13 protein-coding genes are annotated in these 13,681 nt (G+C 60.4%); 10 read left to right on the forward strand and 3 right to left on the reverse strand.

Features of this window, described 5'->3' with window-relative positions; translation table 11 throughout:
• Window positions 1-103: 103 nt before the first annotated feature.
• The 10 genes from Q0K43_RS03930 to Q0K43_RS03975 all read left to right on the forward strand — a co-directional run bounded on the left by Q0K43_RS03930 (window position 104) and on the right by Q0K43_RS03975 (window position 10,314).
• The gene (locus Q0K43_RS03930) at window positions 104-892 is read left to right on the forward strand and encodes a type III pantothenate kinase (protein ID WP_297289265.1); all 789 of its coding nucleotides are present in this window, start codon (window positions 104-106) and stop codon (window positions 890-892) included.
• 85 nt (window positions 893-977) lie between these two features.
• Complete coding sequence (locus Q0K43_RS03935) at window positions 978-1,568, forward strand: ECF transporter S component (protein ID WP_297289266.1); 591 nt, start codon at window positions 978-980, stop codon at window positions 1,566-1,568.
• A gap of 162 nt (window positions 1,569-1,730) precedes the next feature.
• Window positions 1,731-2,921, forward strand: coding sequence for a pyridoxal phosphate-dependent aminotransferase (locus Q0K43_RS03940; RefSeq protein WP_297289267.1), 1,191 nt, complete (start codon window positions 1,731-1,733; stop codon window positions 2,919-2,921).
• A gap of 133 nt (window positions 2,922-3,054) precedes the next feature.
• Complete coding sequence (locus tag Q0K43_RS03945) at window positions 3,055-3,465, forward strand: hypothetical protein (protein ID WP_297289268.1); 411 nt, start codon at window positions 3,055-3,057, stop codon at window positions 3,463-3,465.
• Window positions 3,462-4,355 carry a DNA/RNA non-specific endonuclease gene (locus Q0K43_RS03950; protein WP_297289269.1) on the forward strand — a complete coding sequence of 298 codons (894 nt, stop codon included), beginning with the start codon at window positions 3,462-3,464 and terminating at the stop codon, window positions 4,353-4,355. Before Q0K43_RS03945 ends, Q0K43_RS03950 begins: the two co-directional genes overlap by 4 nt.
• A gap of 98 nt (window positions 4,356-4,453) precedes the next feature.
• The gene (locus Q0K43_RS03955) at window positions 4,454-5,734 is read left to right on the forward strand and encodes a 2-hydroxyacyl-CoA dehydratase subunit D (RefSeq protein ID WP_297289270.1); all 1,281 of its coding nucleotides are present in this window, start codon (window positions 4,454-4,456) and stop codon (window positions 5,732-5,734) included.
• Entirely contained in the window at window positions 5,731-7,383 is a 1,653-nt protein-coding gene (locus Q0K43_RS03960) for an acyl-CoA dehydratase activase (RefSeq protein ID WP_297289271.1), read from the forward strand. Before Q0K43_RS03955 ends, Q0K43_RS03960 begins: the two co-directional genes overlap by 4 nt.
• A 144-nt stretch (window positions 7,384-7,527) precedes the next feature.
• Window positions 7,528-8,856, forward strand: coding sequence for a Mur ligase family protein (locus Q0K43_RS03965; RefSeq protein ID WP_297289272.1), 1,329 nt, complete (start codon window positions 7,528-7,530; stop codon window positions 8,854-8,856).
• 12 nt (window positions 8,857-8,868) lie between these two features.
• The gene (locus Q0K43_RS03970; protein WP_297289273.1) at window positions 8,869-9,606 is read left to right on the forward strand and encodes a hypothetical protein; all 738 of its coding nucleotides are present in this window, start codon (window positions 8,869-8,871) and stop codon (window positions 9,604-9,606) included.
• 201 nt (window positions 9,607-9,807) lie between these two features.
• Window positions 9,808-10,314 (forward strand): hypothetical protein, encoded by a 507-nt coding sequence (locus Q0K43_RS03975; RefSeq protein WP_297289274.1) that lies wholly within the window; start codon window positions 9,808-9,810, stop codon window positions 10,312-10,314.
• A gap of 81 nt (window positions 10,315-10,395) precedes the next feature.
• Here the strand turns inward: Q0K43_RS03975 and Q0K43_RS03980 are convergent, their stop codons facing one another.
• The 3 genes from Q0K43_RS03980 to Q0K43_RS03985 all read right to left on the reverse strand — a co-directional run bounded on the left by Q0K43_RS03980 (window position 10,396) and on the right by Q0K43_RS03985 (window position 13,118).
• Window positions 10,396-11,415, reverse strand: a complete 1,020-nt coding sequence (locus Q0K43_RS03980; RefSeq protein ID WP_297289275.1) for a tyrosine recombinase XerC — start codon at window positions 11,413-11,415, stop codon at window positions 10,396-10,398.
• 93 nt (window positions 11,416-11,508) lie between these two features.
• Window positions 11,509-12,036, reverse strand: coding sequence for a tyrosine-type recombinase/integrase (locus Q0K43_RS11715; RefSeq protein ID WP_366086136.1), 528 nt, complete (start codon window positions 12,034-12,036; stop codon window positions 11,509-11,511).
• A gap of 92 nt (window positions 12,037-12,128) precedes the next feature.
• The gene (locus Q0K43_RS03985) at window positions 12,129-13,118 is read right to left on the reverse strand and encodes a rolling circle replication-associated protein (RefSeq protein ID WP_297289276.1); all 990 of its coding nucleotides are present in this window, start codon (window positions 13,116-13,118) and stop codon (window positions 12,129-12,131) included.
• Window positions 13,119-13,681 lie beyond the last annotated feature (563 nt).

Genomic DNA, 13,681 nt, shown 5'->3' on the forward strand with positions numbered 1-13,681 from the left:
GAAGCATCTGCGGGGCGGCCACCAGGCCGCCCCGTTGCTTGACGATAGGGGAAATTGCTGATACAATGACCAAAAGACAACGGTGTAGAAGGGGCGCGACGCTATGATCCTGGCGGTGGATGTGGGCAATTCCAATACGACGGTAGGCCTGTTTGACCAGGAGGGCAAACTGAGCTTCCGCGCCACGCTGGAAACCTCCCAGAGCAAAACCAGGGACCAATGCGCCATTGACCTGTTCGGCGTTTTCCGGTTGTATGGGGCTGATATGGGGGCCATAACCGGCGCGATCCTCTCCAGCGTCGTGCCGCCGCTGACGGCTGTCTTTGCAGATGCTATCACTCGAATGACGGGGAAGACGCCTATCGTTGTAGGGCCTGGAATCAAAACCGGTTTGAATATCAAGGCGGAGATCCACGATCAGTTGGGCAGCGATATTGTAGCTTCTTCCGTGGCTGCCATTGCGGGATATCAAAGCCCTATCGTTATGATTGATATGGGGACAGCCACCTCGCTCTCGTTGATTCAGGGCAGCGTATATGAAGGCTGTATCATCATGCCTGGCCTGACTCTGGCTCTGCGGGCCATGTCGGAACAGGCTGCCGCGCTGCCGCCCATTTCCATTGAAAGTCCCGCGCAGGTGGATCTGCTGGGGCGCACCACGGAGGAGGCCATGCGTTCCGGAGTGCTGTACGGTCATGCCAGCATGGTGGACGGAATGCTGGACCGCATTGAGGAGCGGGTAGGCCAGCCGGTCACCGTGGTGGCAACCGGCGGCAATGCCCCTAAGATCCTGCGTTATTGCAGGCATGAGATCCGATATGACGCCGACCTGGTCATAAGAGGGCTCTATCTCTTGTATCAGAAAAATACCCGTAAGCCCAGAAAAGCCTGAATCGGTACTCAACGGCAGCTGCCGTGGGTAAATAAAGATTGCGCTGCATCCTCAAAGGAGGAGCGGCAGCAGGAGGTAACTGACCATGAGAGCAAACGAAAAAACCAGACGCCTGACCGGACTGGCCCTGCTGACGGCCATCATCGTGGTCCTGCAGGTAGTCGCCAGCTTTGTCAAGTTCGGACCCTTCTCCATTACCCTGGCTTTGGCCCCCATTATCATCGGGGCAGCCCTGTACGGCGCAGGCGCAGGCGCCTGGCTGGGCGCTGTGTTTGGGGTAGTGGTACTCATTGCCTGTGTGGCCGGCTGGGATATAGGCGGCAATATGCTGTTTGCAGCCAACCCACTGCTTACCGCCGCCCTGTGCATCGTCAAGGGCGCCGCCGCCGGTTTTGTATCCGGCCTGGTGTTCCGGGCGCTGTCCCGCCGCTCCTCCATTGGGGCCTCCGTTGCCGCCGGTATCGTCTGCCCGGTGGTGAATACCGGCATCTTTGTGGCCGCCCTGGTCTTCCTGTTCCCGGATATGCTGACCGCCTGGGCCACTGCCAATGGCAAGGATATTGTTACCTACATTATCCTGGTTCTGACCGGCGTCAACTTTGTGCTGGAGCTGGCCATCAACCTGGTTCTCAGCACGGTGATCGCCCGTGTGGTTGGGGCCAGAAAAAAAGCCTGACTTGTATGAAACCGGCTGCCACAGTACGACCGTGGCAGCCGGTTTTGCATCAGTATATATTTTTTCATTCAAAAACCAGGAAGTTTTTGAAATAGGGGCTTGCAATTTTGCAAGTTGGCGCATATAATATGTCAAGAAATTGCACGCAAGGGAGAGATTCCATTGAAAGAGCTGTCCAGGATCGCAGAGGCCGTTCAGGCGTCCACCACCATGGCCATCGACGCCATGTTCAAGCAGATGAAGGCCGACGGCATCGACGTCATCGGTTTCGGTGCAGGTGAGCCCGACTTTGACACCCCCGACGCCATCAAGGAGGCGGGCATCGCCGCCATCCGCAATAATGTCACCCGCTACACCCCCGCCGCCGGCACTGTTGAGCTGCGCCAGGCGGTGTGCGACCGGATGCGCGCCGACTTTGGCCTGGACTACAAGCCCGCCCAGGTGGTGGTGAGCAGCGGCGCCAAGCATCTGGTGTATCTGGCCCTGCGGGCCATTATTAACCCCGGCGACGAGGTCATCCTGCCAGCGCCCTACTGGGTGAGCTACATCGAGCTGATCAAAATGGTGGGCGGCGTGCCTGTGGTAGTCACTGCTACGGAGGCGGAACACTTTAAAATAACGCCTGAGAAGCTGGAGAATGCCATTACCGACAAGACCAAGGCCATTATCCTCAATAACCCCTCCAATCCCACCGGCATGATGTACGGCAAGGAAGAGCTGGAGGCTCTGGCTGCCGTATGTGCCAAGGCGGACATCTACGTCATTTCCGATGAGATCTATGCCTGCCTTGTTTACGATGGATTGAAGTTCACCAGCTTTGCCTCCCTCAGTGACGACGCCAAGGAGCGCACCATCCTCATCAACGGCGTATCCAAGGCTTACGCTATGACCGGCTGGCGCATCGGTTACGCCTGCGCCAACGCGAAGATCGCCAAGATTATGGCCAACTTTGTCAGCCACTCCACCGGTTCCCCCGTGGCAATCTCTCAGAAAGCCTCTGTCGCCGCGCTGACCGGCCCTCAGGATGAGGTGGAGACCATGCGCCAGGCTTTTGAGGCTCGCCGGAACTATATTGTGGAGGAGATGAACGCCATTCCCGGCGTCAGCTGCATTAAGCCGGAGGGCGCGTTCTATGTGATGATGAATCTGGAGCAGCTCATCGGCAAGACGATCCACGGGGTGGAGATCACCAATGACGACGTATTCGCCGATGCGTTCCTGAAGTACGGCCTGGTGGCCGTAGTGCCCGGCTCCGGTTTCGGCGCCCCCAACTTCGTCCGCTGGTCTTACGCCACCTCTCTGGAGAATATTAAGGAAGGCCTGGCACGGCTGAAGAAGTTTTTGGCCCAGTGATTCTGTCCTTTTTATACGCCGCAAGCATAGCTTGCGGCGTATTTTTATGCGCTTTTCTCCTGGCCGCCATCCCTTGCCTACCAGGGCGTATGATGCTATAATGAACAGCGTATTTGTCGGGAGGTGGGCAAAAATGGTATTGATCCTGTGCGTGGATGACAAGGGCGGTATGGCCTTTAACGGAAGGCGGCAGAGCATGGACCGTCTGCTGCGGGCCGACCTGTTGATGGCGGCAGGGGAGCGCGCACTGTGGGTCAGCCCCTATACCGCCAGACAGTTCGATCCCGTCCCCGCCAACCTCCACTCGGCGGAAGACTTTTTGCTCCGGGCTGGTCCGGGGGAGTTCTGCTTCGCCGAATTCCCACCCCTGACCCAGGTGCTGGACAGGGTGGAGGGGGTTCTCCTTTACAGATGGAACCGAACCTATCCCGCTGATCAGTATCTGGATTTTGAACCTGTAGCGGCTGGCTTCCGACTTATTTCCACCGTTGACTTTCCCGGTACTTCACACAAAACCCTGACCAAGGAGGTCTATACCCGATGAAACGTATTTCTTCCGCTTTGATGGCTCTAAGTCTGCTGTGCTGTCTGCTGACCGGCTGTCAGCGGCCCGACGACACCGCCCAGGTCTATTCCATGTCCGATTTGCCGCCCTATGACGGCAGCCCTTATGTGGCGGTCAATGACAATGTTCCATACTTTACAGAGGATGACTATACCACAACCTCCTTTGAATCCTACAGTGACCTGGATGATCTGGGCCGCTGCGGCGTCGCTTATGCCTGTGTCGGGACCGACCTGATGCCCACTGAGGAACGGGGCAGCATCGGGCAAGTAAAACCTTCCGGCTGGCAGACAGTGAAGTACGATTGGGTGGATGGGAAGTACCTTTACAATCGCTGCCATCTGATCGGATTCCAGCTGACCGGGGAAAATGCCAACGAAAAGAATCTGATCACCGGCACCCGATACATGAATGTGGATGGAATGCTGCCCTTTGAAAATATGGTTGCCGACTATGTAAAGGAGACTGGCAACCATGTACTCTACCGGGTCACTCCTGTTTTTGAAGGAGATAACCTGGTGGCCTCCGGCGTATTGATGGAGGGATACAGTGTAGAGGACAGCGGGGAAGGGGTCACTTTCTGTGCATACGCTTACAACGTCCAGCCGGGCGTCACCATTGACTATGCCACCGGCGAGAGTGCTGCAAGCGGTGAGTCGCTGCCCCAGGCCTCTGCTCCGGCTCAGACTGCCGGCAGCCCGGAGGGGGAGGAAGGAACCTATGTTTTGAACACCAACTCCATGAAATTTCACCTGCCTGACTGTTCCGGCGTCGCTTCTATGAGTGAAGATAACCGGAAAGACTATACCGGCTCCCGGCAGGATCTCATCGATCAGGGGTATGCTCCCTGCGGCATCTGCAAACCCTAAGGGGAAACGGGCGGGGGTAAACCCCGCCCCTACCTCTTTGTAGGGGCGACCTTTACGGTCGCCCGCCCTCATTTATTTCTTCCCAAGCGAGGTTTCCCATGAAAGACATCGTCACATCCTTCGGGGCCTGGATTCAGGCCCTGTGCGACAAAAACCCGGAAAAGGCCCGGAAATGGCTTACCACCGGCTACCGGGCCAAAAACCTGCAATTAAAGCTGGCCCCCGGCAAGCTGACTACCAAGTCCGCCCAGATGGTGGCGGTCCAGACCATGAACTCCATGATCGCGCCCCTGGCCCATCCGGACAAGGCGGCCATGGTCAGCCTGTTTCTGCCCTGTGAGCCCCTCCAGGTGCTGGGGCTGTCCCCTTACTCCTGCGAGGGCTTCGGCTGCTTCCTCTCCGGCACCCAGGCGGAGGGGGCCTTCCTCCGCTACGCCGAGAGCGAGGGCCTGCCCGAGACCTTCTGCTCCTACCATAAAATCTTCATCGGGGCGGCGGAGAAGGGCCTGATGCCCAAGCCTCGGTTCATTCTGTCCACCACCCTGGCCTGCGACGCCAATATGCTCACCTTCCGGCGGCTGGCGGAGTACTTTGACGTGCCCCACTTCATGGTGGATGTGCCCTACCGCACCGACCAGAGCGCCGTGGACTATGTAGCCGACCAGCTGCGGGACATGGTGGCCTTTCTGGAGCAGCAGACCGGCCAGAAGCTGAGCCAGTCCGCGCTGGAGGAGACGGTGGCCCGCAGCAACCGGAGCCTGGCCAACTACCACCGCTATATGACCCTGAAGGCGGACAAGTGCATCCCCTGTGAGATGACGGGGGAGATGTTCGCCGCCTTCGCCCTCCACATTCTGCTGGGCACCCCGGAGACCGAGGCCTTCACCCTCCAGTGTCTGAAGGATGTGGAGCAGGCGGCCCCGGCGGAGGGGGTGCGGCTGCTGTGGCACCACACCACACCCTTCTGGGTAGCCCCCCTGCGGCAGGTCACCGACTTCAACCGGGACGTGCAGATCGTGGGGTGCGATATGTGCTTTGAGGGCATCCAGCCCGCCTTTTCGGCCGACCCCTACCAGGCCATGGCCCAGCGGGTGGTGTACTCCGCCTTCAACGGCCCGGTATCCCGGCGCATTGAGAAGGGAGTGGAGGCCGCCCGCCAGCTCAAGGCCGATGGAGCGGTGTGGTTCTGCCACTGGGGCTGCAAGCACACCCTGGGCGGGGCGCAGCTGGCTAAGGAGACCTTTGAGGCCGCCGGCATCCCCACCCTGGTACTGGACGGCGACGGCTGCGACCGCAGCCACGGCGGCGAGGGCCAGCTGGCCACCCGCATGGAGGCCTTTGTGGAGCTGCTCAAGCAGGGAAAGGGGGGACAGACATGACCCACTATATCTGTAAATACACCCCGGTGGAGCTTTTGCGCGCCCTGGGGGGCGAGTGCGTGGTGCTGGACCAGATGCCAGACTCCTTTCCCCTCAGCGACCAGCTGGGCCATCCCAACCTGTGCGGCTTCGGCAAGGCGGTGCTGGAGGCCTGCCTGTCCGGGCAGGTACGAGAGCTGGTGCTGGTCAACTGCTGCGACGTGATCCGCAGCGTGTACGACATCCTGCTCCAGCACGGCAAGCTGGACTTCCTCTACCTGATGGACCTGCTCCACTGCGGGGGCGACTGCGCCAAAACCCGGATGAAGGGGGAGCTGCTGGCCCTGGCGGAAGCCTACGGGGCCTACAAGGGCACCAAGTTTGACGAAAAAGCCTTCCGGGCGGCCTTCCAGCCTCTGGACCGGCCCACGGAGCCCTACCTCAGCGTGCTGGGAGGCAGGGTAGGGGACATGCTCTTTGAGGCCATGGAGGAAGCGCTCCCCCTGCCGGTACGCAACGACACCTGCGTCCAAAACCGCAGCGTGGCCCCGCCGCCGGAGGGCGGGGACTTTGATTCCCTGATGGGCTGGTACGCCGGGGCTCTGCTGGAGCAGATCCCCTGTATGCGGATGACCGACGCCGCCGGGCGGCGGCAGCTGGTCAACGACCCCCATCTCAAGGGTGTGGTGTACCACACGGTGAAATTCTGTGACTACTACGGCTTTGAATACTCCGGCCTGCGCCATGAGCTAAGTGTGCCCATGCTCAAGCTGGAGTCGGACTATACGGCGGGGAGCAGCGGACAGCTGAGTACCCGGCTGGAGGCCTTTGCCGAGACCATGGTCCCGGCACAAACCACGGCGAAAAAAGGAGGCAACGCCATGAGCGGCGGACGGTATTATGTGGGTATCGACAGCGGGTCCACCAGCACGGATGTGGCTATTCTGGACCGCAACCGCCAGCTGGTGGCGGGGGTGATTCTGCCCACCGGGGCGGGGGCCTCGGCGGGAGCGGAGCGTGCCCTGGAGCAGGCCCTCAAACAGGCGGGGCTCACCGAGGCAGACATTGCCGCCACCGTCACCACCGGCTACGGGCGCTCCGCCATTCAGATGGGGGACAAGTCCATCACTGAGATCACCTGCCACGCCAAGGGGGCCTACTTCCTGGACTCCTCCGTCCGCACCATCATCGACATCGGCGGTCAGGACAGCAAGGTGATAAGGCTGGACGACCAGGGCAACGTGGTCAATTTCCTGATGAACGACAAGTGTGCCGCCGGTACCGGCCGCTTTCTGGAACTGATGGCCCGCACCTTGGAGCTGTCCATGGAGGAGATGAGCTGGGCCGGGCTGGAGTGGAAGGAGGATATCGCCATTTCCTCCATGTGTACCGTCTTTGCCGAGTCGGAGGTGGTGTCCCTCATCGCCCAGAACAAGGACCGGGGGGACATCATCCACGGCCTGAATCAGTCGGTGGCCGCCCGCACCGCCGCCCTATGCCGCCGCCTGGGGGGCGAGCCCAACTATATGATGACCGGCGGCGTGTCCAAGAACCGGGGCGTGGTGGAGGCCATCCAGCGGGAGCTGGGGGTGGAGCTGATCGTCTCCGACCGGGCCCAGCTCAACGGCGCTCTGGGCGCCGCCCTGTTCGCACTGGAATTAAGTGAATAGAAGCCATGCCGGGAGCCGCTGTTCTGCGGCTCCCTTTTCATCTCTCATCGATAAAATACCACAGGAATCTCCAACCAACGTTGACTTCCGGGTAACAGGGTGGGTATAATGTAGGGTACGCATTGGATAAGGAGTGAACGGTCCATGAGAATGGTGCTGGCCATCATTTTGTGCAAGATCCTGCGCTTTGTGGGCAAGCTGGTGGGGAAGGGCAGCAGCCTGCCCGGCCAATTTGCTCTCAAACTGTGCCCCGACGTACTGCGGCGGGTGAAGCTGCCCTCCTACGTCATCGCCGTCACCGGCTCCAACGGCAAGACCTCCACCGTGGAGATGATCGCCGCCGTGCTGAGAGCGGCAGGGAAAGACGTGGTGTACAACGCCGAGGGTTCCAACCAGATCGAGGGGGTTACCACCCTCATCCTCACCCACTGCACCCTGGGCGGGAAGATGAAGGGGGACGTGCTGCTGCTGGAGAGCGACGAGCGCTACGCCCGCTACAGCTTCAAGTGGTTCCATCCCACCCATTTCGTCATCACCAACCTGTACCGGGATCAGCTCACCCGCAACGGCCATCCCGAGTGGGTGTATGACGCCATCCTGCCCGCTATCCACGACGACACCGCCCTGGTACTCAACGCCGACGATCCCCTGGTGTCCTGCTTCGCCCAGGGCCACGACAAGGTGAAGTGGTTCGGCCTGGAGGCCTGGGAGGGCGCAACGGCGGAACACCACGGGGTCTATGACGACGGCGCCCGGTGCCCGGTGTGTAAAGGTAAAATGGAGTACACCATTTACCACTACAACCATATCGGCCACTATCGCTGTACCGCCTGCGGCCACCACCGCCACGAGCCCGACTTTGCCGCCACCAGTTTGGACCTGAAAGAGGGTAAGCTGGTGTTGGACGGGGACACAGAGATTGCCCTCAGCTTCCGCAGCATCTACAACGTGTACAACATCCTGGCGGCCTGGTCCCTGTGCCGGCTGTGCGGGGTGGACAAGAAGACCATTGCCGACGTGCTGGGCAGCTACATCCTGAAGAACGGCCGGATGGTCACCTTCAAGCTGGGTAAGCACCACGGTACCCTGCTCACCAGCAAGCACGAGAACTCGGTGGCCTACGACACCAACCTGCGGTATATCAGGGACACCGGCAAGGACTGCTCGGTGCTGGTCATCGTGGACGCCATCAGCCGGAAGTACTTTACCGGCGAGACCAGCTGGCTGTGGGACATCGACTTCAATCAGCTGGCTGCTCCCCATGTCAAGCGCGTGGTGCTGTGCGGCAAGTACGTCAATGACCTGGCCCTGCGGTTTGACTGCTCGGCGGTGCCTCAGGACAAGATTTCCTGCCTGGACACTGTGGCCCAGGCGGCGGAGCAGCTGGAACAGGACGGGGAAGAGGACCTGTATGTGGTCACCTGCTTCTCTGACCGGGACAAGCTGCTCAGCCGGGTCCAGCGGACGGAATAAGGAGGGGTGGATATGAATATCAAACTGCTGCATCTCTACCCCGAGGCCATGAGCCTGTACGGGGAGTACGCCAATCTCACCCTGCTGTCTCGCTATCTCGCCTGGCGGGGGGCTGAGGTGGATATCCAGAGCGTGGGCTGCGACGATGCCCCCGACTTTGCCGGAGCCGACCTCATCTACATGGGGGCGGGCACCGAGCGCACCCAGAAGGCCGCACTGGGCTGGCTGACGCCTTATAAAGACGCCCTGAAAGAGGTAGCGGAGGGTTCTCTGGTGCTCTTCACCGGCAACGCCATGGAACTGCTGGGGACCTCCATCACTGACCAGAAGGGGACGGTGTATGAGACCCTGGGCTTTGGAGGGTTTGCCACCGTGGAAACCGACAAGCGGGTGCCCCACGACATCATTGCAAAGACTGCTCTCTTTGCTGAGCCGGTGGTGGGTTTCATGAACAAGTGTTCCCATACCAGCGGGGTGGAGGAGCCCCTCTTTGAGACCATGACCATGGGTATGGGCAATGAGAAGGAGGGAGGCCCCGAGGGCTTCCGCCAGGGCAATGTGATCGGTACCCACATCACCGGGCCGGTGCTGGTGAAGAACCCGGCCTTCCTGGCCTGGATCGCGGAGCGCATCCTGGAGAACAGGGAGGAGGCCCTGCCGGTACGGTTGGACAAGCCGGACTGGCTGATCCACGCCGAAAAGGCCTACCAGGTCACCCTGGAGGAGCTGTCCGCCTTGGCGAACAAGTGAAGATAGAAAAATGGCCGCCATTTGGCGGCCATTTTTTGTTGTAAAGCTCTCCTCATAAGGAAGCAGAGGGCTGGATTAGGTTTACAAATTTGGACTAATGTGATAGAGTGTTTTTGGTTCTCACCAGAACTAAATTTTCTAGCAGGTTTTCTTTATATAAAGGAAAATTACAAAACTGTAATAAAAGAATGGAGGCGTTACATGAGTATTGAAGGTTTTGATCTTGTTACTGATACAACAAGATTAAGCATTTTTATGGTTGCTGCTGCTGTTGCAGCGGTAATATTGTTTATTATTTCAATAAAGAACGATGAAAAAATAAAACTTAGATTTGTTTTTTCAGTAATATCATTTTCTTTATCAATAACTCTTATAATTTTCTGCTATTCATTGGGAAAGCAAACAGAAACAGCTATTGCAAAAACAGAGAGTGAATTAAATGGTGCAAGATTAAAATACGATAATTTGCTTAATAGGAAAAACGAAATTGAGCAAGATCGAGATGAAATAAAGGAAGAACTAGAAGAACAAAACACAGAATTATTTTTTTGGAGAGAAAACGCGGTTATAGTTACTACTACAGGAGAAAAATACCATAGATTTGACTGTAAATATGTAAGAGATAGACCGATATATATTTATAACGTAGAGAATGCAATATACAAAGGGTATACAGCTTGCATGATATGTGATCCTCCAACAAGGTGATTTTCTGTCAGGTGATGGTGAACGGCCAGCGGGTCAGCAAAGGGCACACGCACAGAGGGCGGGTCTGAGACCCGCCCTCTGTTATTCACTCTTTTTGCTCTTTTTCCGCGCCTTTCCAAGGGGATTGGCCTTGGCGGCGGCACGGAGGTTCTCATTGTCCACATGAGTATAGATCTGGGTAGTGTTCAGGTTCTCGTGCCCCAGCACCTCCTGCAAGGTCCGCACATCCACGCCGTTTTGCAGCATCAATGTGGCGGCGGTGTGGCGCAGCTTGTGGCTGGAGTAAAGCGCCGGATCCAGCCCCGCCTTCAAAAGCCGCTGTTTTACCATATAATGGACCGCCGCCGTGGTCATGCGGGTGTGGGAGCGGGTGAGGAAGAGGGCGTTCTTGTCCGCCGCCGCTTGCTGGCTTCGCTCCGCCAGCCAGTCGTCCAGGGCGTCACGGCAGGCCTCGTTGAGGAAAATCATCCGTTCTTTATTGCCTTTGCCCAGCACACGGAGCTGTTCCTGCCGCACATCGGTCAAGTTAAGACCAACTAACTCAGAAATCCGCAGCCCGCAGTTGAGAAACAGGATCAAAATGCAGTAATCTCTGGCCCGGTTGGGCTCGTCCACGGCCTCCAGCAGCATGATGGACTCATCCAGGGACAGATACCGGGGCAGGGATTTCTTCAGCCGGGGAGAATCCAGGTCCTGCATGGGGTTTTCGCCGATGAGCTTGGCCTTGCTGGAGAGATACTTATAAAAGGAGCGGATGGCGGCGATCTTGCGGGCCCGGGCGGAGGGTTCCAGGCCGTAGCCGGAGGTGGGGCTGTTGGCGTGCTTGACCCGGTCACGGCTGAGGTAGCTCATGTAGCTGTAAACGTCGCTGAGATTCACCGAACGAGCCAGATCCAGATCCAGGTCGCCGATGTCGATCTGATCCAGCGGCGTGTCACGGGGCACCCGGCCTTTTTCAATTTTGATGTAGCGGAAGAAGTTGCGCAGATCCAGATAGTATTCGTCCACGGTTTTCTTGGAGTGGCCCTGAATGGTCTCATGGTAGACCAGGAAGTTGCGGAGCAGCTCAGGGGCGGTCAATTTATAGTCATTATGGTCCATGTGGGCTTTTCCCTCCTCTCAACTCAACAAAATTTTTATTTTGTTGAGTTCGTAGTTTAAATTCATAGCCGCCCCCTCTCGGGGCCGGCTTCTTCAAGGACTGAACTTCCGCGGGCGGTATCGACCCGCCCGCCAACAAAATAGCCGTTTTGTTGAGTGCAAGGCTGCCTGGTGCGGGAGCCCGGAGCGATCCGCAGCATATCCGTCACGTTGGCACCTCCTCTCAACGGAGCCAGCATACCACAGGCGGGGCCGGTGTGTCAACTGGGAATTGACAATGTTCTGGACCAGGCGGAACGCCTTGGCGGCCCGTTTCACGTCGGCCCACACGGCCTGCCGAGTTCTAGGCTTGGCTGGGTTGCGGCCCGGAAAGGCCCAGACCTCCCCGGCCTGGGCTTTGATGTCGCGCAGCAGGCCCGCAGGCAGGCCCACCTGCCTGCGCTTGCCTGTCTTGCGCTCCACTACCCAGAAATGGGGCGCAAGCTGCTGCGTCCGTAGGGCCAGCACGTCCCCCACCCGCAGGCCGGTGTGTAAACAGACCCGGCAGACCAGCCGGTTTGACGGCGTGAGGGCGGCCAGAACGTGGCCCACCTCCCGCTCCAACAGGTATCCTGTCCTCATACGTTCCTCCTTCTGCCCCCCGGAATCCGGGGGGCACTTTGCCGCCCCGCCCCGCCTGGGCCCCCTGGGCCCCAGGCTTTGGGCGGTCGGCTTCACTTTCCGAAAATTGTCAACTGCTCCTGATTCTCGAACTGGTGTTCGGGCGCTTTGGTCCGCCGCCCAGCGCTCCGCGCACAGGCGGACATAGCCCACGCAGCTGTGGACGGCGCACTGACCCCACCAGGGGCAGCGCAGCGCAGGTCCCATCCCTGCCACTGTGGTTCCTCCTCTCTTGCCACTGGCCGGGTCCGGACCAGGACGAAGGATAGCCCGGCCTCCGGCACGTCGAAGTGGTGTACCCCGCCCTCCGGGGCCAGGTCCACCGCCTCCCGGATGCTCACGTCGGCGAACTCCACCGCCGGGCGCTGGAGATCGCCTCCGGAGTAGTACCACCGCCCGCCGGGCTTGTCGCCCTGCTTCCCGATGTACTTGCAGACGTAGCCCACGGCGGCGTGGTAGTCGCCGTAGAGTTCGATGGCGGTGGTGAAGCCCAGGGACCAGGCGGGGAGGTTGTAGACGGGGTGCCCTTCCCTGTCCCTGTGGCCGCTGTCCACGGCCTTCACCGCGTCGTTGAAGAAGCCGTGGAAGTGGATGGCCCCGTCCTTGTGCCGCTCCGGCACCAGGACGTAGGCCAGGCCCCGGCGGCGCACCTGGTTGTCCAACCAGGCGTTGAGCCGCCGGGTAATGCTGACCATGTCGTAGCGGTCCACCTTGGCCTGGTCCAGGGTGAGGGTGACGAACCAGCGGAAGGGGTTAGCCAGGGCCAGGTCCCGGACCTGAGCCCGGGCCCGGCGCATGGAGCGGTCCAGGTTGTCCCGCTCCCTGACCTCCGGAGGCTTCTCGGGGGCCTCCTGGGCCCGCCTGCGGCGGGGCGGGCGCTCCCCGGCCCTCTCCCATCCCTGGGGATGGAAGATGGCCTGGTCGCAGACCAGGACCTCACGGGAGCCGTCGGGGTAGGTCTTGACCCTGGCGGTATGACACAGGCCGCCCCGGCCAGAGCCGGACCGGGCCAGCAGCGCCGAAACGCTCATGGGGTTCTTCATGAAGTCGTCCATAGGTCTGGTGGGTGACGGAATACTGTCCCTGTATCAAGTAAGGGAGCCCGGCAGCGTGACCGCAGGGAGCCGGGCCGGGACCCGGCCCCACTCCGGGGGCCACCCGTCCCGGTTGCCCCGCCGGAGGCGGGGCTTCTTCGGTATGCTCGGCCTTGGCCCCCCTGCGCTCCGGTCGGCCCGCTGCGGGCCTTGCCCGGCGGCCCGGCCTCCGCTCCGGGCTTGCTCCCGGCCAGGGCCCCTGCGGCCCCCTGGGCCGCGCTGGCCCTGGCTCGGGCCCCCTCCGCTCCCTTTGGGTCGCTGCGGGGGTCGCTGCGGCCTGTCGGCGGGCCGCCTGCGCCCGTCGGCGCGGTCCCGGGGCTCCCCCGGCGGCCCCCGCTGCGGCGTGGGCGGGTCCGGGCGGGGGCGGGCTTGCCTCGCCCCCGCCTCGGCCCCCGGCGTGGGGGTCGTGCGGCCCCCCCTGCGCGCCGCTGCGGGCTCGCTGCGGGGGCGCTCGCCCTTGGGCTGCTCCGGGCGGCCCTTCGCCCCGTCCGCGCCGCGCCGGTGCCCCCTCC

The organism is uncultured Flavonifractor sp. (genome assembly GCF_944383115.1).
In the GTDB taxonomy this organism is placed as follows: domain Bacteria; phylum Bacillota; class Clostridia; order Oscillospirales; family Oscillospiraceae; genus Flavonifractor.